General features: G+C 64.6%; 23 protein-coding genes. 6 read left to right on the plus strand and 17 right to left on the minus strand.

The window, feature by feature from the left end; translation table 11 throughout:
* Window positions 1-2: 2 nt before the first annotated feature.
* From FJW05_RS06120 to FJW05_RS06135, 4 genes are read left to right on the plus strand one after another with little or no spacing between them, the layout of a single operon-like run.
* On the plus strand, window positions 3-1,010 hold the full coding sequence (locus tag FJW05_RS06120; protein WP_140629740.1) for an ABC transporter permease subunit: 1,008 nt from the start codon (window positions 3-5) through the stop codon (window positions 1,008-1,010).
* A complete protein-coding gene (locus FJW05_RS06125; RefSeq protein WP_140629215.1) occupies window positions 1,011-1,919 on the plus strand; it encodes an ABC transporter permease subunit in 909 nt (302 codons plus the stop codon).
* Entirely contained in the window at window positions 1,919-2,770 is an 852-nt protein-coding gene (locus FJW05_RS06130; RefSeq protein ID WP_140629238.1) for an ABC transporter ATP-binding protein, read from the plus strand. Before FJW05_RS06125 ends, FJW05_RS06130 begins: the two co-directional genes overlap by 1 nt.
* Window positions 2,767-3,597, plus strand: coding sequence for a dipeptide ABC transporter ATP-binding protein (locus FJW05_RS06135; protein ID WP_140629241.1), 831 nt, complete (start codon window positions 2,767-2,769; stop codon window positions 3,595-3,597). Before FJW05_RS06130 ends, FJW05_RS06135 begins: the two co-directional genes overlap by 4 nt.
* A gap of 224 nt (window positions 3,598-3,821) precedes the next feature.
* Here FJW05_RS06135 and FJW05_RS06140 read toward each other — a convergent pair whose 3' ends face one another.
* The 5 genes from FJW05_RS06140 to FJW05_RS06160 form a co-directional block, all read right to left on the minus strand.
* A complete protein-coding gene (locus FJW05_RS06140) occupies window positions 3,822-5,105 on the minus strand; it encodes a cysteine desulfurase-like protein (RefSeq protein WP_140629244.1) in 1,284 nt (427 codons plus the stop codon).
* 40 nt (window positions 5,106-5,145) lie between these two features.
* Window positions 5,146-5,820 (minus strand): amino acid ABC transporter permease, encoded by a 675-nt coding sequence (locus FJW05_RS06145; protein WP_140629246.1) that lies wholly within the window; start codon window positions 5,818-5,820, stop codon window positions 5,146-5,148.
* 215 nt (window positions 5,821-6,035) lie between these two features.
* Complete coding sequence (locus FJW05_RS06150; protein ID WP_140629249.1) at window positions 6,036-6,833, minus strand: ABC transporter substrate-binding protein; 798 nt, start codon at window positions 6,831-6,833, stop codon at window positions 6,036-6,038.
* 73 nt (window positions 6,834-6,906) lie between these two features.
* The gene (locus FJW05_RS06155; protein ID WP_140629252.1) at window positions 6,907-8,106 is read right to left on the minus strand and encodes a pyridoxal phosphate-dependent aminotransferase; all 1,200 of its coding nucleotides are present in this window, start codon (window positions 8,104-8,106) and stop codon (window positions 6,907-6,909) included.
* A 141-nt stretch (window positions 8,107-8,247) separates the two neighbouring features.
* Entirely contained in the window at window positions 8,248-9,021 is a 774-nt protein-coding gene (locus FJW05_RS06160; protein WP_140629254.1) for an HpcH/HpaI aldolase/citrate lyase family protein, read from the minus strand.
* A 119-nt stretch (window positions 9,022-9,140) separates the two neighbouring features.
* Between FJW05_RS06160 and FJW05_RS06165 the strand changes: the two genes are divergently transcribed.
* Entirely contained in the window at window positions 9,141-10,232 is a 1,092-nt protein-coding gene (locus FJW05_RS06165; RefSeq protein ID WP_140629257.1) for an LLM class flavin-dependent oxidoreductase, read from the plus strand.
* Window positions 10,233-10,468: 236 nt separating this feature from the next.
* Here FJW05_RS06165 and FJW05_RS06170 read toward each other — a convergent pair whose 3' ends face one another.
* From FJW05_RS06170 to FJW05_RS06230, 12 genes are all read right to left on the minus strand, one after another.
* Window positions 10,469-10,864: a RidA family protein gene (locus FJW05_RS06170; RefSeq protein WP_140629259.1), complete on the minus strand. Its 396-nt coding sequence runs from the start codon at window positions 10,862-10,864 to the stop codon at window positions 10,469-10,471.
* Between the two features lie 29 nt (window positions 10,865-10,893).
* On the minus strand, window positions 10,894-12,042 hold the full coding sequence (locus FJW05_RS06175) for an acyl-CoA dehydrogenase family protein (protein WP_140629743.1): 1,149 nt from the start codon (window positions 12,040-12,042) through the stop codon (window positions 10,894-10,896).
* 231 nt (window positions 12,043-12,273) lie between these two features.
* Window positions 12,274-13,086: an enoyl-CoA hydratase family protein gene (locus FJW05_RS06185; RefSeq protein WP_140629262.1), complete on the minus strand. Its 813-nt coding sequence runs from the start codon at window positions 13,084-13,086 to the stop codon at window positions 12,274-12,276.
* Complete coding sequence (locus tag FJW05_RS06190) at window positions 13,083-13,547, minus strand: MarR family transcriptional regulator (protein ID WP_140629264.1); 465 nt, start codon at window positions 13,545-13,547, stop codon at window positions 13,083-13,085. Before FJW05_RS06190 ends, FJW05_RS06185 begins: the two co-directional genes overlap by 4 nt.
* Window positions 13,541-14,314 carry an SDR family NAD(P)-dependent oxidoreductase gene (locus FJW05_RS06195; RefSeq protein WP_140629267.1) on the minus strand — a complete coding sequence of 258 codons (774 nt, stop codon included), beginning with the start codon at window positions 14,312-14,314 and terminating at the stop codon, window positions 13,541-13,543. Before FJW05_RS06195 ends, FJW05_RS06190 begins: the two co-directional genes overlap by 7 nt.
* Complete coding sequence (locus FJW05_RS06200; RefSeq protein ID WP_140629269.1) at window positions 14,311-16,605, minus strand: bifunctional salicylyl-CoA 5-hydroxylase/oxidoreductase; 2,295 nt, start codon at window positions 16,603-16,605, stop codon at window positions 14,311-14,313. The genes FJW05_RS06195 and FJW05_RS06200 overlap by 4 nt, the downstream gene beginning before the upstream one ends.
* Window positions 16,606-16,809: 204 nt before the next feature.
* Window positions 16,810-17,634 (minus strand): ATP-binding cassette domain-containing protein, encoded by an 825-nt coding sequence (locus FJW05_RS06205; protein ID WP_140629272.1) that lies wholly within the window; start codon window positions 17,632-17,634, stop codon window positions 16,810-16,812.
* Entirely contained in the window at window positions 17,627-18,505 is an 879-nt protein-coding gene (locus tag FJW05_RS06210) for an ABC transporter ATP-binding protein (RefSeq protein WP_140629274.1), read from the minus strand. The genes FJW05_RS06205 and FJW05_RS06210 overlap by 8 nt, the downstream gene beginning before the upstream one ends.
* Complete coding sequence (locus tag FJW05_RS06215; RefSeq protein ID WP_140629276.1) at window positions 18,502-19,350, minus strand: ABC transporter permease; 849 nt, start codon at window positions 19,348-19,350, stop codon at window positions 18,502-18,504. The genes FJW05_RS06210 and FJW05_RS06215 overlap by 4 nt, the downstream gene beginning before the upstream one ends.
* Complete coding sequence (locus FJW05_RS06220) at window positions 19,343-20,350, minus strand: ABC transporter permease (RefSeq protein ID WP_140629279.1); 1,008 nt, start codon at window positions 20,348-20,350, stop codon at window positions 19,343-19,345. Before FJW05_RS06220 ends, FJW05_RS06215 begins: the two co-directional genes overlap by 8 nt.
* Before the next feature lie 185 nt (window positions 20,351-20,535).
* Window positions 20,536-22,062: an ABC transporter substrate-binding protein gene (locus tag FJW05_RS06225; protein WP_140629282.1), complete on the minus strand. Its 1,527-nt coding sequence runs from the start codon at window positions 22,060-22,062 to the stop codon at window positions 20,536-20,538.
* A 112-nt stretch (window positions 22,063-22,174) separates the two neighbouring features.
* The gene (locus tag FJW05_RS06230; RefSeq protein ID WP_140629285.1) at window positions 22,175-23,749 is read right to left on the minus strand and encodes an NAD(P)/FAD-dependent oxidoreductase; all 1,575 of its coding nucleotides are present in this window, start codon (window positions 23,747-23,749) and stop codon (window positions 22,175-22,177) included.
* A 120-nt stretch (window positions 23,750-23,869) separates the two neighbouring features.
* Between FJW05_RS06230 and FJW05_RS06235 the strand changes: the two genes are divergently transcribed.
* Window positions 23,870-24,661, plus strand: a complete 792-nt coding sequence (locus FJW05_RS06235) for a cyclase family protein (RefSeq protein WP_140629288.1) — start codon at window positions 23,870-23,872, stop codon at window positions 24,659-24,661.
* Window positions 24,662-24,757: the final 96 nt, after the last annotated feature.

Raw genomic sequence — 24,757 nt, forward strand, 5'->3', positions numbered from 1 at the left:
TGATGCTCCGATACCTTCTCAACAAAATCGCCCTCCTGATTCCGACCCTGGTCGGCATCACCATCTGCGCCTTCGCCTTTGTCCGACTGCTGCCGGGCGATCCGATCCTCGCCATGGCCGGCGAGCATGGCGTCGCCCCCGCTCGCTACGAAGAGCTCAAGCAACAGTTCGGCTACAATCTGCCGATCTGGGAGCAGTATGCGCGCTATGTGGGTGAGGTCGCCACCGGCGATTTCGGCGTTTCCATCTCGTCCAAGCGGCCGGTCCTCGAGGAATTCAAGACGCTCTTCCCGGCGACGCTGGAACTGTCCTTCTTCGCCATGATCTTCGCCATGGTGATCGGCATTCCCGCCGGCATTTTTGCCGCCGTCAAGCGCGGCTCATGGTTCGACCAGTCGCTGATGGGCACGGCCCTTGTCGGTTACTCCATGCCGATCTTCTGGTGGGGCCTGCTGCTCATCATCTTCTTCTCGGGCTATCTCGGCTGGACGCCGGTCTCGGGCCGCATCGGCTTGCAGTTCTTTTTCAAGCCGATCACCGGCTTCATGACTGTCGACAGCCTCCTCTATGGCAAGTGGGACGCATTCCGCTCCGCGCTCAGCCATCTCGTCCTGCCGGCGATCGTGCTCGGGACCATTCCGCTGGCGGTGATCGCGCGCCAGACGCGCTCGGCCATGCTCGAGGTGCTGGGCGAGGACTATGTCCGCACCGCGCGCGCCAAGGGCCTTTCGGCAGCGCGCGTCATCGGCGTCCACGCGCTTCGCAACGCGCTTATCCCGGTCGTCACCACCATCGGCCTGCAGGTCGGCACGCTGCTTGCGGGCGCCATCCTCACCGAGACCATCTTCGCCTGGCCCGGCATCGGCAAGTGGATGGTCGATTCCATCTTCAAGCGCGACTATGTCGTCGTGCAGTCGGGTCTGCTTTTGATCGCGCTCATCGTCATGGCGGTGAACCTCATCGTCGATGTGCTCTATGCCGTCATCAACCCACGCATCAGGGCGGCATAAATGACCCAGACCGAAATCGCCCCGATGGCCGCCGGCAGCCCGGATCGGCTCACAGGCCTCAAGACCTTCTGGCACTATTTCTCCGTCAACCGCGGCGCCGTCATCGGCCTGTTCGTCTTCCTCCTTTTGGTGCTCGCCGCGCTGTTCGCGCCGCTGCTCGCGCCTTATGCGCCCGACGTCCAGGACAAGACCGCGTTTCTGCGGCCCCCCGCCTGGCAGGCCGGCGGCTCGACGCAATATCTGCTCGGCACCGACCCGGTCGGCCGCGACATCCTCTCGCGCCTGCTCTACGGCGCGCGCTTCTCGCTGCTGATCGGCGCGGTGGTGGTCACGCTGGCGCTCACCGGCGGCATCACGCTCGGCCTGCTGGCGGGCTATTTCCGCGGCTGGGTCGACGTTGCGATCATGCGCGTCATGGACCTGATCCTGGCCTTTCCGTCACTGCTCCTGGCGCTGGTGCTTGTCACCATCCTCGGCCCGGGCCTGTTCAACGCCATGCTGGCGATCGCATTGGTCCTGCAGCCGCATTTCGCCCGCCTGGTGCGTGCCGCCGTGATGGCCGAGAAGAGCCGCGAATATGTCGTGGCGGCGAAGGTCGCCGGCGCGGGCCATGTCAGGCTGATGCTTGCCACCATCCTGCCCAACTGCCTGGCGCCCTTGATCGTCCAGGGCACGCTGTCCTTCTCCAACGCTATCCTGGAAGCCGCCGCGCTCGGCTTCCTTGGCCTCGGCGCCCAGCCGCCGACGCCGGAGTGGGGTACCATGCTTGCCACGGCGCGCGAATTCATCCTGCGCGCCTGGTGGGTGGTGACCTTCCCGGGTCTCGCCATCCTCATCACCGTGCTTGCCATCAACCTCGTCGGCGACGGCCTGCGCGATGCCCTCGATCCCAAGCTCAGGAGGTCGTGATGGCGCTGCTCGACATCCAGAACCTCGTCGTCGAATTCCAGACCGCGTCCGGTCCGTTCCGCGCCGTCGACGGCGTCTCGCTCCATGTCGACGAGCGCGAGGTGCTCGCCATCGTTGGCGAATCCGGCTCCGGCAAGTCGGTGTCGATGCTGGCCGTGATGGGCCTGCTTCCATGGACAGCGACCGTCACCGCCGACCGCATGGCCTTCAACGGCCGCGATCTGTTGAAGATCGACCCGGCCGACCGTCGCAAGATCATCGGCAAGGACATTGCCATGATCTTCCAGGAGCCGGTCGCCAGCCTCAATCCCTGCTTCACCGTCGGCTTCCAGATCGAGGAAGTGCTGCGCTTCCACATGGGCATGGACAAGGCCCAGCGCCGGGCGCGCGCCATCGAGCTTTTCAAGCAGGTCGGCATTCCGGAACCGGAGGAGCGGCTGAATTCCTTCCCGCACCAGATGTCGGGCGGCCAGTGCCAGCGCGTCATGATCGCCATGGCGATCGCCTGCAATCCGAAGCTGTTGATCGCCGACGAGCCGACCACCGCGCTCGACGTCACCATCCAGAAGCAGATCCTCGACCTGCTGGTCTCGCTGCAGGCCAAATACGGCATGGGCCTGATCATGATCACCCACAATATGGGCGTGGTTGCCGAAACCGCCGACCGCGTTATCGTCCAGTACAAGGGCCGCAAGATGGAAGAGGCCGACGTGCTGTCGCTCTTTGAAGCGCCGAAGAGCAACTACACGCGCGCGCTGCTCTCGGCGCTGCCGGAGAACGCCGTCGGCGACCGGCTGCCGACCGTGTCCGACATGCTGTTCGAGCCGGCACCTTCAGGAGCCGGCGCATGACCAAGGTCGTCGAAGGCAAGGACATCAAGCGCGACTATCATGTCGGCGGCGGCCTGTTCCGCGGCGCGCGCACCGTCCATGCGGTGAAGGGCGTGTCCTTCAGCGTAGAGAAGGGCAAGACGCTTGCCATCGTCGGCGAGAGCGGCTGCGGCAAGTCCACGCTTGCCCGCATCATCACGCTGATCGATCCGGCCACTTCCGGCGAGCTCTTCATCGACGGCAACAAGGTCGACATCGCCAGGGACGGTCTCTCCAAGGAAATGCGCCGCAAGGTGCAGATCGTCTTCCAGAACCCCTATGGCTCGCTCAACCCGCGCCAGAAGATCGGCGACGTGCTCGGCGAGCCGCTCCTGATCAATACCGACAGGCCGGCCGAGGAGCGCCGCGACCTGGCGATGAAGATGCTGAAGAAGGTCGGGCTGGGACCGGAGCATTATAACCGCTATCCGCACATGTTCTCGGGCGGCCAGCGCCAGCGCATCGCCATTGCCCGGGCGCTGATGCTGAACCCGAGCCTCCTTGTGCTCGACGAGCCGGTCTCGGCGCTCGACCTCTCCGTGCAGGCGCAGGTGCTCAACCTGCTTGCCGACCTGCAGGACGAATTCCAGCTGACCTATGTCTTCATCAGCCACGACCTCTCGGTGGTCCGCTATATCGCAGACGACGTGATGGTGATGTATTTCGGCGAAGCCGTCGAATACGGCCCGCGCGACGAGGTCTTCTCCGACCCCAAGCACGCCTACACCAAGACGCTGTTCGCCGCGACGCCGCGCGCCGACATTGCCTCGATCAAGGCGCGGCTGGCCAAGAAGGCGGCCGCGGCCTAGGAGGTCGTCATCCTAGGGCGGAGCGACGCGAAGCGTGGCGCGACCCTAGGATCCATTCCGTTACCTCAGCCGAATGGTGCAGCGGAGCAGAATTCTGCACCGTTGCGACGCTCGTATGTCACGGAATGGATCCTCGGGTCTGCGCCGCGTCGCTTCGCTCCTTGCTTCGCCCGTGGATGACGAAGCGGAACTTGCTACGCACCCCCTAAGAAGGCTCGGTTGTTTCAAGACAGCTTCGTAATAATCGCCCGCAGCGCTTCCCCAAACCGGCGCACTTCCTCCACCGTGTTGTAGTGCACCAGCGAGGCGCGGATCGCGCCGCTGTCCATCGACAGGTTCAGCCGCTTCATCAGCCGCGGCGCATACATGTGGCCGTCGCGGATGCCGATCTGCATGGCGGCCATCTCCTCGACGATTTTCTGCGGCGACAGCTTGCCGATGTTGAAGCAGAAGGTCGGCACGCGCTCGGTGATGCGCGCCTCGTCGGCGACGCCGTAGATCGTGGCATTGCAGTCCTTCAGCACCTTCAGCATGGCGTGCGCCAGCATCAGCTCGTAGTCGCGGATGGCGTTCATGCCGGCGACGATGTTGTCGCGGCGCGAGCGGTTGTTTTCGGGAAGGAAGTTGCGGCCGATCGATTCCAGATAGCGCACCGCCGCGTCCATGCCGGAGACGTTCTCGTAGATGAAGGTGCCGGCCTCGACCTTGTAGGGCGGCTCGTCGGGAATGAAATCCTCGCGGAAGGTCGGCAGCCGCTTCAGCGTCTCGAAGCGGCCCCACAGGAATCCCATATGCGGCGAGAAATTCTTGTAACCGGAGCAGACGAGGTAGTCGCACTGCCAGGCCTGCACGTCGATCAGCCCATGCGGCCCGTAATGCACGCAGTCGAGGAACACTTCGGCGCCGGCGGCATGCGCGATCTTGGCAACCGAAGCGACGTCGACGATCGAGCCGATCGAATGCGCCGTCACCGTGCAGGCGACGAGGCGCGTGCGCTCCGAAACCAGCGGCTTGAGGTCGTCGACATGCAAAGTGCCGTCCTCGCGCATGCGCCACCATTTGAACTTGGCGCCGGCCGATTCCAGCGCCAGCCAGGTGGCAATGTTGGCGTCGTGATCCATGTCGGTGATGACGATCTCGTCGCGTCCGCCAACCCTGTCATTGGAAAGCATCTGGCCGATGCCGAGGCTGACCAGGCGGATGAACGAGGTGGCGTTCATGCCGAAGCAGATTTCGGACGGACTGTAGGCATTGATCAGCAGTGCCACACTTGTCCGTGCATCGGCGACCGACTGATCGACGGTGACGCTGCGACCGTAGCGGCCGCCGCGCTGCACATTGTGCGACACCAGATGATTGGTCACCGCGTCGAGCACGCTTTGCGGGATTTGCGCGCCGGCGGCATTGTCCAGGAAGATGAAGTCGCCGGCCTGTTGAAGCGCCGGAAACATGGCGCGGATCTTCTCGACCGGAAACGCGGCAGCGTTGGTATTGTCGGACTTTTTCACGGGGGTACGCTCCTGCGGGGGACTTGGACGGTTGGCGGGTTCAGCGCGTCTTCTCGGTCTGGAAGCGGCGCTCGAGCAGGCTGACGAGGCGCACCATCGGCCAGAGGAAGATGAGGTAGACAAGCGCCGCGCCGATCAACGGCGAGGGGTTGGCATAGAGCGACTGCGCATTGGTCGCTTCCTTGAGCAGTTCCGGCAGCGCTACGGTCGAGGCGAGCGAGGTATCCTTGAACATCGAGACGCAGTTGCTGGTCATCGGCGGGATGACCACGCGGATCGCCTGCGGCAGCACGACCTTGCGCAGGGTCAGCATGAACGGCAGGCCAAGCGCCTGCGCCGCCTCGAACTGGCCGCGCGGAATGCTTTCGATGCCGGAGCGGAAAACCTCGGCCGAGTAAGCCGACATGATGATGGCAAAAGCCGTCACGGCGGAGGCCCAGGACGACAGGCGTATGCCGAGGAAGGGCAGCGCGTAGTAGATCAGGATCAAAACCACCAGCACCGGCAAAGCGCGAAAGATGTCGGTGTAGCCGACTGCGAGCAGTCGCAGCGGCTTCGGCGCATAGAGCCGCACGAGGCTGATCGCCAGCCCCGCCGCAATGCCGATGACGATGCTCATCACCCCAAGCAGCAGCGTGTTGAGAAAGCCGCGCAGCAGCGCCGGCAGGCTCGATGCAATAACGCCGGGATTGAAGAAGGTGTCGATCAGCGACATGGGAGCGTTCCCGAACCGTTTTGCGTCCAGAGCAATTCCACGAAAAGTGCGACACGGCTTTCCGTCCGCAATTGCATCAAATCAAGGAGACAGACGCCAGAGCCAGGCACCGACACCGATTTTGCCGCACCGGCTTCGGCGATGGCAGGGCTCATGCGTGAAAAACGGACGTGCCGGCCTCTCGCGCCGGCACGTCCTGTTGCGTTCGTCGCCGCTCAGGCCTTGGGCAGCGGCATTTCCTTGACCGTGGAGGAATCCGCCGGAGCATCGCTGTCGAACCACTTCTTGTGGATCGCGGCCAGCGTCCCGTCCTTCTTCATCGCCGTCAGCGCGTCGTTCAGCTTGCCGAGCAGCGGGTGGTCCTTGGTCATCATCAGGCCGTATTGCTCGCCGGTCTTGATGCGTTGCTTGACGACGAGGTCCTTCATCTTCTTGAAGGAGTATTGCATGCCGGGAATGTCGCTGACGGCGGCATCGACGCGGCCGGCGCTGAGGTCGAGCAACAGGTTCTGCTGCGTGTCGTAGCCCTTCACGTCGCTGAAGCCGTCGGCCTGCTGATGGTCCTTGACCCAGGTTTCGCCGGTGGAACCTGAAAGCACGCCGACGACCTTGCCCTTGAGGTCCGCCTCGGCGCTGATCGGGCTGTCGGCCTTGGTGGCGATGCCCATGTCGGAATCATAATAGGGCTGCGTGAAGGACTGCGACTTCAGCCGCTCCTGCGTGATGGTGATCGAGGAGATGGCGACGTCGATACGCTTGGAGGTGGTGGCGGCGAACAGCGCCTGGAACCCGAGATCGGCGATGTCGGTGGTCATGCCGATGCGCTTGGCCGCCTCATTGACGATGTCGACCTCGAAACCCTCGAAGGTGCCGCTCTCGTTCTTGTATTCGAAGGGTGGATTGGTCGGGTAGGCGCCAACATTGAGCGCATCCGCGGCGTAAGCGGTGACGGGGCCGGCGGCGATGCCGATGGCGGCGGCCATGAGAAGCACGTTGCGACGAGTAAAGCTCATTTCTGTTCCCTCTGTTGTTGAACGGGCGGGTTCGCCCCGCACGGCTTTTTGCCGCCCCGCTTCCGGCAGGGCGTCAATTCATTGCGGCGGTCATGCGTTGAAGCGCCGTTTCTATCTGGTTGCTGTCGCGGCACACGCACATGCGCAGGAATGCCGCCGCCGAATTTCCGAACAGGTGACCGGGCGCAAGCCCGACCCGCGCCGTCTCCAGAATGCGGGCGCAGGCGCGTCGCGCGTCGTTTTCGCCCTCCAGGGCGAAGAACGCATACATGCCGCCGCGCGGCTTGGTCGGCAGGATGGTGCCTGGGATTTGCGCCAGCCGGTCATAGGCGAGGTCGAGGCCTATCTTGATCCGTTGCCTGATTTCCTCGACCAGCGGCTCGCCCTGACGGATCGCCGCGACGGCGCCGGCCTGGATCGGCGCGGCGGTGCCGCTGTTGACATATTGCGTCATGGCGCCGAGCTGGTCGGCAACGCCCGACGGATGCGTCAGCCAGCCGATGCGCCAGCCGGTCATCGCCCAGGCTTTCGAGAAACTGTTGGCCGACAGCACCCTGTCGCCGTCCTCGGCGATCTGCAGGATGGAAGGGGCGACGGCGCCGTCGAAATAGAGCCGGCCGTAGACCTCGTCGGAGATGATCCAGATGCCGGTGCGCCGGCTGAAGTCGAGCAGCGCCTGCATCTCCTCGCGCGTCGCGGTCCAGCCGGTCGGATTGGACGGCGTCGACAGGAAGATCGCGCGGGTGCGCGCGTCGCAGCTTGCAAACAATCGCTCGAGATCGAGCTGCCAGTCGCCCTTGAAATCGAGCGAGAACGGGCGCGGCTCGCCGCCGATCAGATGGATGGCGTTGTGGATGTTGGGCCATTGCGGCCCGACATAGACGACATTGGTGCCGGCATCGACCAGCAGTTCCAGCGCCAGATAGAGCGCCTGCATACCGCCCGGCGTCACCGTGGTTCGCGCGATCGGGATCGAGCGGCCGTGGATGCGCGTCTGGTACTCTGAAAGCGCCTCGTTCAGCGGGCCGTGCCCACGCATGTTGGGAACGTAGAAGGTCAGGCCTTCGTCGAAGGCGGCCTTCGCCGCGTCGCGGATGAAGGCTGGCGTCACCATATCGCCTTCGCCGTACCAGAGCGCGATGACATCGCCGAGTTCCCGCGCGCGAACCGCAAGGTTGGCGATGTTTTCGGTGTGCAGATCGCGAATCTGGGCACGCAGGCCATCGAAGGCATAGCGCGCGCTGGACGATGAATGGGGCAGTGTGAACGACAAGGACCGAACCCCTCTCACCCGGAACACTGCGATGGACCGGAAAAGCCCCTCCAGCCGGACAGCCGCGATCTTGATGCTATCCAAAGTACGGCGCTTTTCAAGGCGAAAGTTTTAAGCTTAAAGTTTGGCGCCCTCTTTCGCCTAGCCGGCTCCTTGCGCCAGTTCCGCGCGGGCGGCGGTGCCGTTGGCCGCGGCGCCGGCGCCGAGAAACATCGTGTCGCTGGCCAGCACGAAGAAGCTCGCGCCGATGGCTGCCCATCGGCTGACGGTCTGTGCGCTGGCGCAAAATATGCCGGCAGTCCTGCCGTTTGCGATCGTCGCGCGAATGATCGTTCCGATCGCCTCGGAGAGCCTGTCCGCGCCTGCCGGTCCGACCGCGTCGATCGACACCGAAAGATCGCCAGGGCCGACGAAGACCACGTCGACGCCCTCGACCGCCGCGATCGCTTCGATGTTGGCCAGTCCCTCCGATGTCTCGACCTGGACCGCGACGATCGTTCGGTTGTTGGCGGAGGCAAGATATTCGGGAATGCGGTAGCCATAGCCCGCGGCCCGGCCGGGACCGACACCGCGCGCGCCTTGCGGCGGATAGCGCGAAGCCTTCACCGCCATCGCGGCCTGCTCCGCTGTCGAGACGCGCGGCACGAGCACGCCTTGCGCGCCGCTGTCCAGCGCCGCCTGAATGGCTTCCGGCGCATGGCCGGGAACCCGGACCATCGCCGGCACGCGATGCACGTCGGCTGCCCGCACCATGGCCTCGATCATGTCGCGCGAGATCTGCGCGTGCTCCCAGTCGATGCAGAGGAAATCGAGGCCGGACAGTGCCATCACCTCGACGGCGACCGGATGGGGAATGGCGGCGAATGACCCGATGAGGTTCGTCTTGCCGATGCATTTCTGGCGGAACTCGCTCATGCCATCCCCTTCTGAGTTGCCCAATGCATACCCGCAAATGACGGCGAGGCGAAGCTATTTCAGGCTTGAAATATTTTCACGCCGGCCTAGCGTGTGGCATCCCGCCGCGAGTTTCCAAGATGATCAAAGCCCATCCCCTGCACGGCCCGAACAGACTGAAGCTCGGCGTCTTCTCGACCAATGCCGATGGCGGGCTTGCTATCACCGACGTGCCGGAGCGCTGGACCGCGAACTGGCAGGATAATCTGACGGCGGCGCAGATAGCTGATCGCGCCGGGCTCGAATTCATGCTGCCGATAGCGCGCTGGCGCGGTTTCGGCGGCCGCAACAAGGTCCGCGAATTCTCCTTCGAGACCTTCACCTGGGCGGCGGCGCTCGCGGCCGTGACCGAGCAGATCGGCCTGTTCATGACGGTGCATGTGCCGCTGGTGCATCCACTCTACGCCGCCAAGGCGCTGGCGACGGTCGACCACATCAGCCAGGGCCGCGCCGGGCTCAACATCGTTTGCGGCTGGAACCCGAAGGAATTCGGCATGTTCGGCACGCCGCTGGTCGAGAAAGGCTATGACCAGGCGGCGGAATGGATTGAAATACTCGAGCGGCTTTATACGTCGAGCGAGCCTCTCGACTATGAAGGCGCTTATTATCGGCTCAAGGAGGCGGTGAGCCGGCCGGCCAGTCTTCAGGTTCCGCGTCCGGTGACGATGAATGCCGCTTTCGGCGGCCCGGGCCGGGATTTCGCCGCCGCCAGATGCGACTATCTGTTCACGACCTTTTCCGAGATGAACGATGCCGGCAAGCATGTGGCCGACATCGGTGAGCGCGCCGACAAGGCAGGCCGCGATGTCGGCGTCTATACGGTTGCGCATGTCGTCTGCCGCCCGACGGTGGAAGAGGCGCAGGCCTACTACACGCGCTACGCCGTCGCGATGGCCGATCACGAAGCCGTCGATGCCCATATGGCGGGCAAGAAGGAATTCTCCCAGTCGCATGACCCGCACGCCTATGACCGCTACCGGCAGCGCTTTGCCGGCGGCGCCGGCACTTATCCGTTGATCGGAACCCCTGAAAAGATTGCCGCCGATATGGTCGCCATTGCCGGGCATGGCTACCAGGGCATCGCGTTGTCCTTCGTCAATTACACCCAGGAACTGCCCTATTTCTGCGACCATGTTCTGCCGATTTTGAGACAGGCAGGACTGCGAGGATAAGGTCCGGTCGGTACCTGCTGGCGGGGGCTTTCGCAACTTCGTCATTCCAGGGCGGAGCAGGAGCGAAGCTCCGTCGCGGAGACCCTGGAATCCATTCCGTTACCTCGGACGCAGGGCGCAGCGGAGCAGAATTCTGCACCGATGCGGCGCGTCGAAGTCACGGAATGGATCCTCGGGTCTGCGCTGCGTCGCTATCGCTCCTTGCTCCGCCCGTGGATGACGAAGCGATCGGGCGCTTATTCCGGGATAACAGCCGTCGCCTGAATCTCAACCTTGGCCCGGTCCTCGACCAGCGCCACCACTTGCATCGCCGCCATAGCCGGGAAGTGTCGGCCGATCACGTCGCGATAGGCCTCGCCGATGCCTTTGAGGTTGCCGACATATTCCGCCTTGTCGGTAAAGTACCAGGTCATCGAGGTGATGTGTCGCGGCTCGCCGCCGGCTTCGGCGAGCACGGCAACGACATTGGCGAGCGTCTGGCGCACCTGGCCGACGAAGTCGTCGGTCTCGAACCGGCATTCGGCATTCCAGCCGACCTGGCCGCCGATAAAGACAAGCCGGCCACGCGCGGCCACACCATTGGCGTAGCCGATCGGTTTGGCCCAGCCTTCCGGCTGCAGGATGGTGTGCATGTCCAGTTCCCCCTGGTTCAAACTCGTTGTCACGCCCCGCCCATCACCTGCCTGGCGATGACCACCTTCTGCACGTCCGAGGCGCCCTCATAGATGCGCAGCGCCCGGATCTCGCGATAGAGGCTCTCGATGATGTGGCCCTTGCGCACGCCGTCGCCGCCATGCAGTTGCACCGCCTTGTCGATCACCTCCTGCGCCTTGTCGGTGGCGAAGAGCTTCGCCATCGCCGCCTCCCGTGTCACCCGCGCCGCGCCCATGTCCTTGGTCCAGGCGGCGCGGTAGATGAGCAGCGCGGCCGCATCGACATCCAGCGCCATGTCGGCGAGGTGACCCTGGACCATCTGCAACTCCGCCATCGGCGCGCCGAACAGTTTTCGCTCGGCCGCGCGTTTGATGCTCTCGTCCAGCGCGCGCCGCGCAAAGCCGAGGGCGGCCGCGCCAACGGTCGAGCGGAAGACGTCGAGCACCGACATGGCGATCCGAAAACCGTCGCCGGGCTTGCCGATCAGGCCGGAAGCCGGAACGCGCACATTGTCGAAGGACAGCCGCGCCAGAGGGTGAGGGGCGATGACCTCGAGCCGCTCGGCGACGCTGAGCCCCTTCGTCTCCGCCGGCACGACGAAAGCGGAAATCCCTTTCGCGCCGGGCGCCTCGCCGGTGCGGGCGAACACGACATAGAGATCGGCGATGCCGCCATTGGAGATCCAGGTCTTTTCGCCGCAAAGCAGATAGTCGCCGCCGTCGCGGACGGCGGTCATTTCCATGTTGGCGACGTCCGATCCTGAGCGTGGTTCGGAGAGCGCAAAGGCGGAGATTGCTTGGCCGGCCCGCGTCTTCTCCAGCCAGCGCTGCTGGTCCGGCGTGCCGAACAGCGTGATCGCGCCGGTGCCCAGCCCCTGCATGGCGAAGGCGAAATCGGCGAGCCCATCGTGGCGGGCAAGCGTCTCGCGCGTGATGCAGAGCGTGCGCACATCGAGCGGCGCGGGTTTGGCCGGGTCGAGCGCCGTCGGCTTCAGCCACCCGTCGCGGCCAAGCATCGCCACGAGCTCGCGACAGGCGGCATCGGTATCGTGATGGTCGACGGGGAGGTTTTGTTGGCACCAGGCTTCGAGACGCTCGGCGAGTTGGCGGTGGCGATCTTCGAAAAAGGGCCATGAGAGGAAGGTGCGGTCAGGCATGCTTGCCTCCGCTATTCTCAAAAGTTTCCGCTCTACGGCGCCCCCCTCTGTCCTGCCGGACATCTCCCCCTCTAGGGGGGAGATTGGCAGTTTTGGCGCCCCGCTCAATCGTGCGGCGTTGGTGGTTGGCGAAAGCGGGGGCGACATCCGATCTCCCCCCTAGAGGGGGAGATGGCCGGCAGGCCAGAGGGGGGCGCTGTCCCGCCAATCTCTCCAAGAACGCACCCATCCTCAATCCCCCTCGAACACCGGCTTTTCCTTGGCCGCGAACGCCTTGTAGGCCCGCTCGAAATCGCCGGTCTGCATGCAGATCGCCTGCGCCTGCGCTTCCGCTTCGATCGCTTGCTCGAGGCCCATCGACCATTCCTGGTTGAGTTGCGTCTTGGTGATGCCGTGCGCGAAGGTCGGGCCGGAGACGATGCGCGCCGCCATGTCGAGCGCGTCGGCCTCCAGCGCCGCCGGTTCGACCAGCCGGTTGTAGAAACCCCAGCGCTCACCCTCAGTGGCGCTCATGGTGCGGCCGGTGTAGAGCAATTCGGCGGCGCGGCCCTGGCCGATGATGCGCGGCAGGATCGCGCAGGCGCCCATGTCGCAGCCGGCGAGGCCGACGCGCGTAAACAGGAAGGCGGTCTTTGCCTCCGGCGTGGCGATGCGGATATCGGAGGCCATGGCGATGATCGCGCCGGCGCCGACCGCGACGCCGTCGACGGCCGCGATGATCGGCTTGCCGCAGTTGAGCATCGCCTTGACGAAATCGCCGGTCATGCGCGTGAAGGCGAGCAGCGCCTTCATGTCCATCTTGACCAGCGGCCCGATGATGTCGTGGACATCGCCGCCTGAGCAGAAATTGCCGCCATTGGGCAGGAACACCACGGCATCGACATCGTCGGCATAGACGAGCCCACGAAACGTGTCGCGCAGCTCGGCATAGCTGTCGAAGGTCAGCGGGTTCTTGCGCTCCGGCCGGTCGAGCCGGATTGTTGCGACTCGGCCTTCGACCTGCCAGAGGAAATGCTTCGGCTTGAGCTTGGCCATGGCGCTCATTCACGTCCCTCCCAATTGCTGCGGAACGATTTCAGCATGCCGGTCAGCTGCCGCGCCTCGTCCTCGCTGACATTGCCGAGAAGCTCGCCGACCCAATTCTCATGCGCGGCGGCGATCGCGGCGAAAGATTTCGAGCCTTCCTCGGTCAGCCGCACCATGGAGGTGCGGCGGTCGCCGTTACGGCGCGCGCGCATCACCAGCCCTTCGGAAACCAGCCGGTCGACGATGCCCGTCACATTGCCGTTCGACACCAGCAGGAAGCGCGACAGGTCGCTCATCAGCATGCCTTCCGGCGAGCGGTAGAGCGCCGCCATCACGTCGAAGCGCGGCAGCGTGGTGTCGAACTCCTTCTTCAGACGCTCACGCAGCTCCGCCTCGATGGTGCGCGAGGCGCGCAGCAGGCGTATCCACAGCCGCAGCCTGTCCTTGCCCGGTCCGGCGGAAGTCGGTCCCGCTACCATGTCTCGCCTCCCGAGATCGAAATGGCCTGCCCGGTGATCGACCGCGCGGCGCCGCTGCACAGCCAAAGCACCGCCGCCGCGACTTCCTCCGGCTGGACGAAACGCCCTTGCGGGTTCGTCGCCGCAAGGCTCGCGCGCGCCTCGTCGGTGGAACGTCCGGTCTTCTCGACGATGCGCTGGACGGACTCCTCGAGCATCTCGGTTTCGACGAAGCCCGGGCACACGGCATTCACGGTGACGCCGGATTTGGCGGTCTCGGCCGCCAAGGCCCGCATCAGCCCGACAACACCGTGCTTGGCCGCGACGTAAGGGGCGACATAGGCATAACCCTTGAGGCCCGCAGTCGAGGCAATGAAAATGATCCGGCCTGTCTTTCGCGCGAGCATTCCGGCGAGCGCCGGCCTCACGGTCAGGAAGGCGCCGGTGAGATTGACGTCGAGCATGCGCTGCCAGTCGGCCAGCGCGGTCTTGTGCGCCGCCGCGCTGCCCGCCATGCCGGCATTGGCCACGACGATGTCGAAGGGTCCGCGCGCGGCTTCCGCCTTCTGGTGCACGTCCGCCATATCGGCTTCGTTCGTGACATCGGCAGTGACGGCAAAGATGCGGTCGTTTTCCTTTGCCACCTCGGCCAGCGCTGCTTCGCGCCGCCCGCATATTGTGACGGCCACACCTTCTGCCGCCAGCGCTTGCGCAATGGCTTTGCCGACGCCGGAGCCGCCGCCGGTGACCAGTGCGTGCTTGCCGGCAATTTCGCGCACGGCGCTCATACTTTGAGCCCCGCCGCCGCTTCACGCTCGGCCAGGCGGTAGATCTGGTCGCGTCCCGGCAGATAGGGATCGGGCCATTTGACGCCGCGGTCGCCGAGCGTCACCGCCGCGTGCAGCGTCCAGTAGGGATCGGCAAGATGCGGCCTTGCCAGCGCCACCAGGTCGGCGCGACCGGCCATCAGGATCGAGTTGGCGTGGTCCGGCTCATAGATGTTGCCGACCGCCATCGTCGCCATGCCGACCTCGTTGCGGATGCGGTCGGAGAACGGCGTCTGGAACATGCGGCCATAGACCGGCTTGGCGGCGATCGAGGTCTGGCCGGCCGATACGTCGCAAAGGTCGACTCCGGCTTCATGCAGCATCTTCGCGATCTCGACCGCATCCGAAGGCGTGACGCCTTCGATGCCCACCCAGTCATTGGCCGAGATGCGCATCGAGATCGGCTTTTCAGCCGGCCACACTGCGCGCACCGCATGGAAGATTTCCAGCGGATAGCGCATGCGGTTTTCCAGCGAGCCGCCATAGTCGTCGGTGCGGCGGTTGGTCAGCGGCGTGATGAAGGCGGAGAGCAGGTAGCCATGCGCGGCATGGATCTCCAGCATGTCGAAGCCGCAGCGCTCGGCCATTTGCGCCGAGGCGACGAACTGATCGCGGACCAGATCCATGTCGGCGCGGTCCATCGCCTTCGGCACCTGGTTCTTCGGCGACCATGGCACGGCCGAAGGCGCCATCACCGGCCAGTTGCCGTCCGGCAGCGGCACGTCGGTTCCTTCCCAGCCCACCCGGGTCGAGCCTTTGGCGCCGGAATGGCCGATCTGGGCGCAGATCTTTGCTTCGGTTTCGGCATGGACGAAATCGACCAGCCGCTTCCAGGCGACCTCATGCTCCGGTCTGTAGAAGCCTGGGCATCCGGGCGTGATGCGCCCTTCCGGGCTGACGCAGGTCATCTCGATGTAGAGCAGGCCGGCGCCGCCCTTGGCGCGCTCGGCATAATGCGAAAAATGCCAGTCGGTTGGGCAGCCGTCGACGGCCTTGTACTGTGCCATCGGCGAGACGACGATGCGGTTGGCTAAAGTCATGCCGCGCAGCTTGAACGGCGCGAACATCGGCGCGCGGCGTAAGCTGATGCCGCCGGCGCCGGCCTTGCGCTGGAACCATTCTTCGGCGCCCGCCAGCCATTCGGCATCGCGCAGCCGAAGGTTCTCGTGGCTGATGCGCTGCGAGCGGGTGAGCAGCGAATAGTTGAATTGAACTGGATCTAAACCGAGATATCGTTCGACTTCTTCGAACCATTCCAGCGAATTGCGCGCCGCCGATTGCAGTTTCAGCACCTCGGTGCGCCGCGCATCCTCATATTTGCGGAAAGCCGCATCGAGGTCCGGCTCGGACTCGACATAGTCGGCGAGCGCCACCGCGCTCTCCAGCGCGAGCTTGGTGCCGGAGCCGATGGAGAAATGCGCTGAAGCCGCCGCATCCCCCATAAGCGCCAGATTCTTGTACGACCAGCGCTCGCACAGCACCCGCGGGAAGTTGATCCACGCTGAACCTCGAATGTGATTGGCGTTGGTCATCAGCGGATGGCCGCCGAGATGCTTTTCGAAAATGCGTTCGCAGACCGCGATCGATTCCTGCTGCGTCATCTGGCCGAAGCCGAACGCAGCCCAGGTCGCTTCGCTGCATTCGACGATGAAGGTCGCGGTCTCGCTGTCGAACTGGTAGGCATGCGCCCACACCCAGCCATGCTCGGTCTTTTCGAAGATGAAGGTGAAGGCGTCGTCGAATTTCTGCGTGGTGCCCAGCCACACGAACTTGCATTTGCGGGTGTCGATGTCGGGCTTGAAGACATCGGCGAAGGCCGCGCGTGACTTCGAGTTCAACCCGTCGGCGGCGACCACCAGGTCATGCGTTTCCATAAAGGGTTTCGGGTCGGAAATATCGGTCTCAAACATCATCTTGATGCCGAGCTCGCGGGCGCGCCGCTGCAAGAGGATCAGGAGCCGCTTGCGGCCGATGCCGCAAAAGCCATGGCCGGAAGACACCGTGCGCACGCCGTCATGAATGACGGCGATGTCGTCCCAATAGGCGAAATGCTTCTTGATCCAGACGGCGCTGACAGGGTCGTTCCTAGTCAGGTTCTCCAGCGTCTCCGCCGACAAAACCACGCCCCATCCGAATGTGTCGTCGGCGCGGTTGCGCTCATAGACCGTCACCTCATGTGCGGCGTCGCGCAGCTTGAGCGAGATGGCAAAGTAGAGGCCGGCTGGTCCGCCGCCGAGAACCGCAACCTTCATGTCTTGCGATCTCCTCTAGAGCAATTCCGGGAAAAATGCGTAGCGGTTTTCCGTCCGGAATTGCATGAAACGCTGCATCGGGAACGCCGGCAAGACGGCGATCCCAATTGTCAGTATCGCGCCGGGTCGCAATTATTTCAAGCTTAAAGTTTTATAATTGAATGATCGCCGCCTGCCCTTCCTTCACCGGTCCAATCCGGCTCTTCACGCCCTACGCGTCGGTTGCAGCCAGTCAGGATCGATTTCCGGAAGCGGAATGGCGGCGAGCAGGTCGCGCGTGTAGGTCTCCTTCGGGTTCTCGAACAGCGCGTCGGTGGCGCTGGCCTCGACGATCCTGCCTTCGCGCATGACGATGACCTGCTGGCAGAGCCGCCGGATCACCGACAAATCGTGGCTGATGAGGGCGACCGTCAGCCCCATCTCGGCGGCAAGCTTCTCCAGCAGCGTCAGGATCTGCGCCTGCGTCGAGACGTCGAGGCCGGAGACGATCTCGTCGGCCAGCACGAATTTCGGCGACAGCGCCAGCGCCCGTGCGATGCCGACGCGCTGGCGCTGGCCGCCCGACAATTCGTGGCGGTAGCGGCTGGCGAAACTCTGCGGCAGGCCGACGCGCTGCAGCGCTTCCGCGGCGCGTTCCTTCAGCTTGTCGCCAAGGCCGTTCTGCCTCAAGGGTGCGGCGATGATGTTGAAGATCGTATGTCGCGGATTGAGCGATGACATCGGATCCTGGAAGATCATCTGCAGGTCGCGGCGCAGCGGTCGCAGCTCTGCTTCCGAAAGACGGCTGATGTCGCGCCCCTCGAAGCTGATCGAGCCGGCGCTCGGCTCGATCAGCCTGACCAGCGCGCGGCCGAGCGTCGACTTGCCGGAGCCGGATTCGCCGACGATGCCGGTGACACATCCCTTCGGCAGGTCGAAGTCCAGTCCGTTGAGAATCTCGGCCAGCGGCGCGCGGCCGATCAGCGGCTTGCGCGTCATGTCGGGCAGCGCCACCTTCAGCCCGCGCACGGAAAACAGCGGCTCAGCCATGGCCGGGCCTCCAGGCCTGGTCGGCTGCCGCGATCTCCACGGCCAACCCGGCGAGCACGCTTTCGTCCACCGGCTTCAGAGAAGCAAACGGGTCGGTGTAGCGCGGTGTCGCCGCCATCAGCGCGCGCGTATAAGGGTGCTGCGGTGCCGCAAACAGCGCCTCGGTCTCGGCTTCCTCGACCACCTTGCCGGCATAGAGCACCGACACTTTCTGGCTGATCTTGGCGACGACGCCGAGGTCGTGGGTGACAAACAGGATCGCCGTGCCGTGGTCGCGCTGCAGCTGCGCGATGAGCCGCAGGATCTGCTTCTGCACCGTCACGTCCAGCGCCGTCGTCGGCTCGTCGGCGACGATCAGCCTGGGCTCCGCCGCGAAGGCGGCCGCGATCAGCACGCGCTGACGCATGCCGCCGGAGAGTTCATGCGGATAGCTCTTCAGCACGCGCTCGGGGTCGCGGATCTGCACCTCATCCAGCAACTGCCGGATGCGCGTGTCGGCCCTCTCGCCGCTCCAGCCGAGGATGCGCACCAGCCGGTCCGTCATCTGCGCGCCGATGCGGCGCGACGGGTTGAGGGCGGTGAGCGGATCCTGCGGGATCAGCGCCGTGCGCGCGCCGATCAAGTTTCGCCGCGCCTTGACATCGAGGCGGCCGAGGTCCTCGCCCTCGATTAGCATCTCGCCTTCGACGATGCGCACGCTTTTCGGCAGCACGCCGAGCACCGCCTTGCCGATCATCGTCTTGCCGGCGCCGCTTTCGCCGACCAGCGCGCGCACTTCGCCCGGCTGCACGACAAGCGACACCGAGCGCAGCACGCGCTGGCCGTTGGGCAGCACGGCGCTCAAGCCGCGGATGTCCAGGCACGCGCTCATCGCAGCACCGGATCGAAGCGCGTCTTCAGCGCTTCGCCGAACTGGCTGAAGGAAAGCACGGTCAGGATCAGCGTGATCAGCGGGAACACCAGCACCCACCAGGCCTGGTGGATCGACAGCCGCCCTTCGGCGATGATGCTGCCCCAAGTCGGGTCGTCGGTCGAGATCGACAGATTGACGAAGGACAGGATCGCCTCGACGATGACGGCGATGCCCATTTCGAGCGACAACAGCGCCACCACCGACGGCAGCACGTTGGGCAGCACTTCGCGCAGCATGATGCCGATGCGGCCATAGCCTGCGATGCGCGCGCTCTCGACATAATCCATGCGCGCCTGGCTCATCGCCTCGGCCCGGATCACCCGGCAGAAGCGCGTCCAGTCGATGATCGCAATGGCGAGGATGACGGAGCTCAGGCCGGTGCCGAGCACGGCGACTAGCAAAATGGCGAACAGCACCGGCGGGAAGGCCATCCACACATCGACGATGCGCGAGATGATGCGGTCGGGCCAGCCGCCGAAATAGCCGGCGATCAGCCCCAGCGTGGAGCCGAGAACACAAGCGGACGTCGCCGCCGCGAAGGCGACGATGAAGGCGATGCGGCCGCCGAAGATCAGCCGAGACAACAGATCACGTCCCAGGCTGTCGGTGCCCAGCCAATAGCCGGGCTCGGCCCCGTCCAGCCAGAAGGGCGGCAGGCGCTCCAGCATCAAATCCTGCGCCAGCGGGTCCTGCGGCGCGATCAACGGCGCGAAGATGGCCGCGAGCAGCGCCAGCAGAAGCCAGCCGCCGGCCAGCCACAGCCTCGGGCTCAAACCTCGCCTGGCGACACTTGCGTCATCCATGGCGCAGCCTCGGATTGAGCAGCGCATACATCATGTCGACGGCGAGGTTGATCAGCACGAAAAGCAGCGCGAACACCAGCACGATGCCCTGGATCAGCGGCAGGTCACGGTTGATGACGGCGTCGATCGCCATGTTGCCGAGGCCTTCATAGGAGAACAGCCGCTCGACGATGACGGTGCCGCCGATGAGGAAGGTGAACTGCACGCCGACCAGCGTCAGCGTCGGCAATGCCGCGTTCTTCAGCGCCTCGCGCAGGATCACCTGCGTCTCGGAAAACCCCTTCACGCGCGCCAGCACCACATAGTCGAGGTCGAGCACTTCCTTCAGCGACTGTTTGAGCAATTGAGCGATGATCGCCGCCAGCGGCAGCGCCAATGCCACGGCCGGCATCAGCATGTGTTTCAACAGGTCCCAGGTCAGGTCGAAACGAAGCCTTAGAATGCTCTCGACCAGGTAGAACTGGGTGGCGAAGGGCAGATCGAGCTGCGGCGACACCCGGCCCGAAATGTCGAACACCGGGACCAGCACGCCGAACAGCAGGATCAGCACCAGACCCCAGAGGAAATCGGGAATGGAAAGCGTCGCGCCGCTGGCGATGTCGATGCCGGCTTCGACCGCCGTGCCGCGCGAGCGCCCGCCGAAGATCGCGGCCGTAGTGCCGATCGCGATCGCCATCAACAGCGCGACCGTCGCCAGCTCCAGCGTCGCCGGCAGCCGGTTGAACACCAGGCCGAGGACGTCTTGGCGCAATGATATCGACGTGCCGAAATCGCCATGCAGCACGCCGCCGAGCCAGATGAAGAACTGCTGCACGATGCTCTTGTCGAGCCCATAGAGCGCGCGCAGCCGCGCGATGTCGTCATTGCTGGCGCCGGGCGGCAGCATCATCGCGATCGGGTCGCCGGGCGCGACGCGGATGACGACGAAGACGACGATGGCGACGCCGAACAGCGTCACCAGCATCGTCAGCAGACGAACGAGGAATCTTTGCAGCAGCATGCGAGCCTAATCACTCTGAACGGACTCCCCCTCATCCGGCCGCTTCGCGGCCACCTTCTCCCCGGTGGGGAGAAGAGGCTGGCTCAGCCGCCGGCGACCTCTTCTCCCCTCGGGGAGAAGGTGGCCCGAAGGGCCGGATGAGGGGGCCTGCCGGGCGAAGACCCGGCAGGGGGCAAGGCCGATAATCAGGCCGGGGTCATCAGCGCCGGCAGCAGAGCGCCGGACACGTGCTGCACGACATTGACCTTCTTCGAATGCACGATCGGCTGCGCATATTGGATCAGCGGCAGCACATAGGCCTGCTCGGCGATGTATTTGTCGACAGCCTTCCAGCCGGCGATGCGCTTGGCCTCGTCCTTTTCGCCCCACAGCGGGTTGATCATGTCGATCAGGTCCTGGCTGTCCCACACCGAATGCGGGCTCGGGCCATACATGGCAAAGCCGGTCGAGGTGGTCGGGTCGCCGATCGAATTGCCCCAGTTGTAGAAGGCGGCCGGCGCCAGCTTGTCGGCGGCGCGCAGCTCGTAATGCTTGGCGATCTCGTAGACCTCGATATTGGCCTCGATGCCGACCTTGCGCCACATGCCGACGATCGCCTGGATCATCTCGTAGTCCTTGGGCTTGAAGCCCTTGGTCGTCTGGATGGTGAACTTGACCGGCTTCTTGGGCGAATAGCCGGAGGCGGCGAGCAGCTCCTTGGCCTTTTCCGGATTGTGCTCAACCTTGATCGATGGATCGAAGGCCGTGTATTCCGGCGTCTCCAGCGTCGCGATCGGCTGGCCGTAGCCGCGCAGCAGCCGCTTGACCAGAAGCTCCTTGTCGACTGCCATCACGGCCGCCTGGCGGACGTTCTTGTCCAGCATCGCCTCGATGTCGTTGAAGAAGATCATGCCGATGTCGGAAACGTTCTTGACCGAGCCGGCAAGTCCGTCCTTGGCGATCAGCCGGTCATATTCCTCATAGGGGATTTCGAGCGTCACCTGCGAGGAGCCGGATTCGATCTCGGCGACACGGCTCGCCGCGTCGGTGACGAACTTGATCGTCACATTCTCGAAAGCGGGCTTGGTGCCCCAATAATGCGGATTGGCCTTCAGCCGCAGGAACGCATTGCGCTCGAACTTGTCGACCATATAGGGACCGGTGCCGATCGGCGCCTTCTCGAAGCCTTCCGCGCCGACCTTCTCGTAATAGGCTTTGGGCAGGAAGTAGCCGGTCAGGAACGACATCCATTTGAAATAGACCGGGTCGAACTGCACGACGTCGCCGGTGATCTTGTTGCCGTCGATCTTGAAGTTGTTGACGTTCTTCCAGACGAACTGGATCGGGTTGCCGGTCTTCTCGTCACCGGCCCGCTGCAGCGACCACACCACGTCTTCGGCCGTGAAGGGCGAGCCGTCATGCCATTTCACGCCGTCGCGCACCGTCATCGTCACCTTGGTGCGGTCGTCGTTCCAGCCCCATTCGGTAAGCAGCCCGGGCGTGAAGGAAAGGTCCGGCTTCTGTCCGATGATCTGGTCGAACACCGATTGATAAAGGCCTTGAATGGTCGGGTTGACGGCCGAGGGTCCGGTCGTCGGGTCCCATGAAGGCAGGTTGACGTTGTAGGCGATGGTGAGTTCGTCCGCCGCCTTTGCCGCCTTCGGCAGGCCGAGCGTGGCGGCGCCAATCGCTGCGGCGCTATATCCGAGAAGGTCGCGTCTGTTGATGGTCATGGTCGTTCCCCTTGTTGATTGTCTTTGTCTGCGCGGTTTTATTCTTCGATCGGTAGATCGGCTTCCGGGCAACCGCGCTTTGCCCATCTTCGAACGTGCAGTCCCTGTAAGTCTAGTTCCCTCCCAGCTGTTGGGCGAGCATGAAGCCGGAGCCCGCGCCCGTGCCGGCGCCGGGCCATGCCGCCGCGCCGGTGAGAAAGAGGTTCGAGACCGGCGTGTTCCAGCGCGCGAAGCCGCGCGCCGGGCGGAACAGGAAATTCTGCGCCAGGTGGTGGCTGCCGCAGATCTGGTCGCCGCCGACGAGGTTCGGGTTTTCGCGCTCGAGGTCGAGCGGTGAGAAAATCGCGCGGCTAAGAATCTTGCTGCGCAATCCCGGCGCATAACTCTCTAGGATGTTGAGCACGCGCTCGGCATAGGCGTCCTTGACCGCATCCCAGTGCGCGGGCGCGATCTTGCCGGCCGCATCGCCAAGGATCTCCGCCGGCAGCATGCGCACCTGCACCCACAGCACATGCTTGCCTGGCGGCGCGCGCGACGGATCGACGGCCGTCGGCTGGCCGACGACCAGCACCGGCTGGTCAGGCAGCAGGCCGGCGATCGCCTGCTGATAGACGCGCGACATGGCATCGAGCGACGGCGCCAGATGCACATAGGCGAACTGGCGAAGCTCGGCGCCGGCGCTCCAGTCGGGCAGGTCGTCCAGCGCCAGATGCATCATCATCGTGCCCGGCGCGTGGCGGAATTTCCTCATCGCCGCATCGAAACCGGCGTCGCCGGAGCCGTTGGGCAGAAGCTTGCCCGGCAGCGCTTTCGGCGCGACGCCGGCAATGACGGCCTTGCGCGCGACACGGGTTTCGCCGGATGCCAGGCGCACGCCGGTCGCCTTGCCGCTGGCCACCGTGATCTCGGCGACCTCCGCTCCAGTGACAATCCTGCCTCCGGCGGCGGTCACCATGCCGGCCAGCGCGCGGATGATCGTATCGGCGCCGCCTTTGCCGAGCACCATGCCGAAACTCTGGTTGGCCATCGATTCCAGGTAAGGGAACACGGCGCCGCCGGCGATGTCGGGAGCGAAATCGAGATGCATGCCCCAGGCCGCGAGCGTCGTGCGCACATACGGCGTTTCGAAATTCTCCTCCAGCCACGCGCGCGGCGATGACAACAGCAATCGAGCCGTATCGAGCGCGCCGGCCAGGCCCTTTTTGCGCCAGATACTCCACGCGCTGCCGGCCAGCGCCCTTGCGCTCATCGGCGAGCCCAGCAGGCGGAACAGATGCTCGGCTTCACCAGGAAAGGCGCCGACCAGCCGGCGCCATGTGGCGGCGTCGGCGGCCGAGACAGCGGCCAGCCGCGACGCTGTCTTTTCGAGATCATTGCTGACGCCGAACCATGTCCCGTCCGGGAAGGCGCTGGCGAAACAATCGGCCGCGGGCGCGAATTCCAATCCGTGGCTTTTCAATTCATTTGCATATTTCCGGTGGAAGGCCGAGCCGGCGAAGAGGCTCAAATTCATCGCGCCGAAATCGTGCCGGAAACCGGGAAGCGTGTACTCGGCGGTCCGCACCGCGCCGCCGATCGCCTCGCCGCGCTCGAAAACCGCTATTTTCCAGCCTTTGAGCGCCAGATGCGCGGCGCATGCCAGACTGTTGTGGCCCGCCCCGACAAAGATGGCGTCGAACTCGCTCACGCCCCGCCCCAAAATGCTTTATGCTTAAAGATAATTGCAGATGCATATGTTTTCGTCTAGTAGGTATATTAAGGGCCGCAACGAGTCTTGAAGGTCACGAACAAGAGGGAACAAAAGACCATGGACACGCAGAAACTCCTCGGCGAGGTCGCCGGCCAGCTGCTTTCGGGCGCCATCAAGGTGGTCGACCTGACCGCGCCGCTAGGGCCGAACACGCCGCTGATCAAGCTGCCGCCGGAGCTCGCCGTCGACACGCCGAAGGTCGAGATCCACGAGATCTCCAAATATGACAAGAACGGCCCGTGGTGGGCCTGGAACTGGCTGAAGCTCGGCGAGCATTCGGGCACGCATTTCGACGCGCCGCAGCACTGGATCACCGGCAAGGACTATCCGGACGGCGCCACCGACACCATTCCGGCGCAGAATTTCATCGGCCCGGTCAACGTCATCGACTGCTCGACAGAATCCGCCGCGGACCACGACTTCCTGCTCACCGTCGACCACATCAAGGCCTGGGAAGCCAGGCACGGCGCCATCAACCCCGGCGAGTGGGTTGTGATGCGCACCGACTGGTACAAGCGCAACGGCTCGGAAGCCGAGTTCCTCAATGCCAACGAGACCGGTCCGCACACGCCGGGACCGACGGCGGAAGCCATCCAGTTCCTGATCGCCAAGGACATCAAGGGCTGGGGCTCGGAGACGATCGGCACCGATGCCGGCAAGGCCGGCGGCATGGAGCCGCCGTTCCCGGCGCACACGCTGATGCACAAGGCCAACCGTTACGGGCTCGCCAGCCTCTGCAACCTCGACCAGCTGCCGCCGAAAGGCGCGATCCTGATCGCCGCGCCGCTCAAGATCGAGCGCGGCACCGGCAGCCCGATCCGCGCCTTGGCGCTGGTGCCGGGCCAATAGGCGAGGCGAGGGTCTTCGGGAGAAGATCATGCTTGCGGGCGATGGAGTGATGGAGTCGAGGCGGCCGTTCTGCAGCGCTGGCGCTCTACGGCGCCC

This window comes from Mesorhizobium sp. B2-9-1 (assembly GCF_006439455.1).
Lineage (GTDB): Bacteria > Pseudomonadota > Alphaproteobacteria > Rhizobiales > Rhizobiaceae > Mesorhizobium.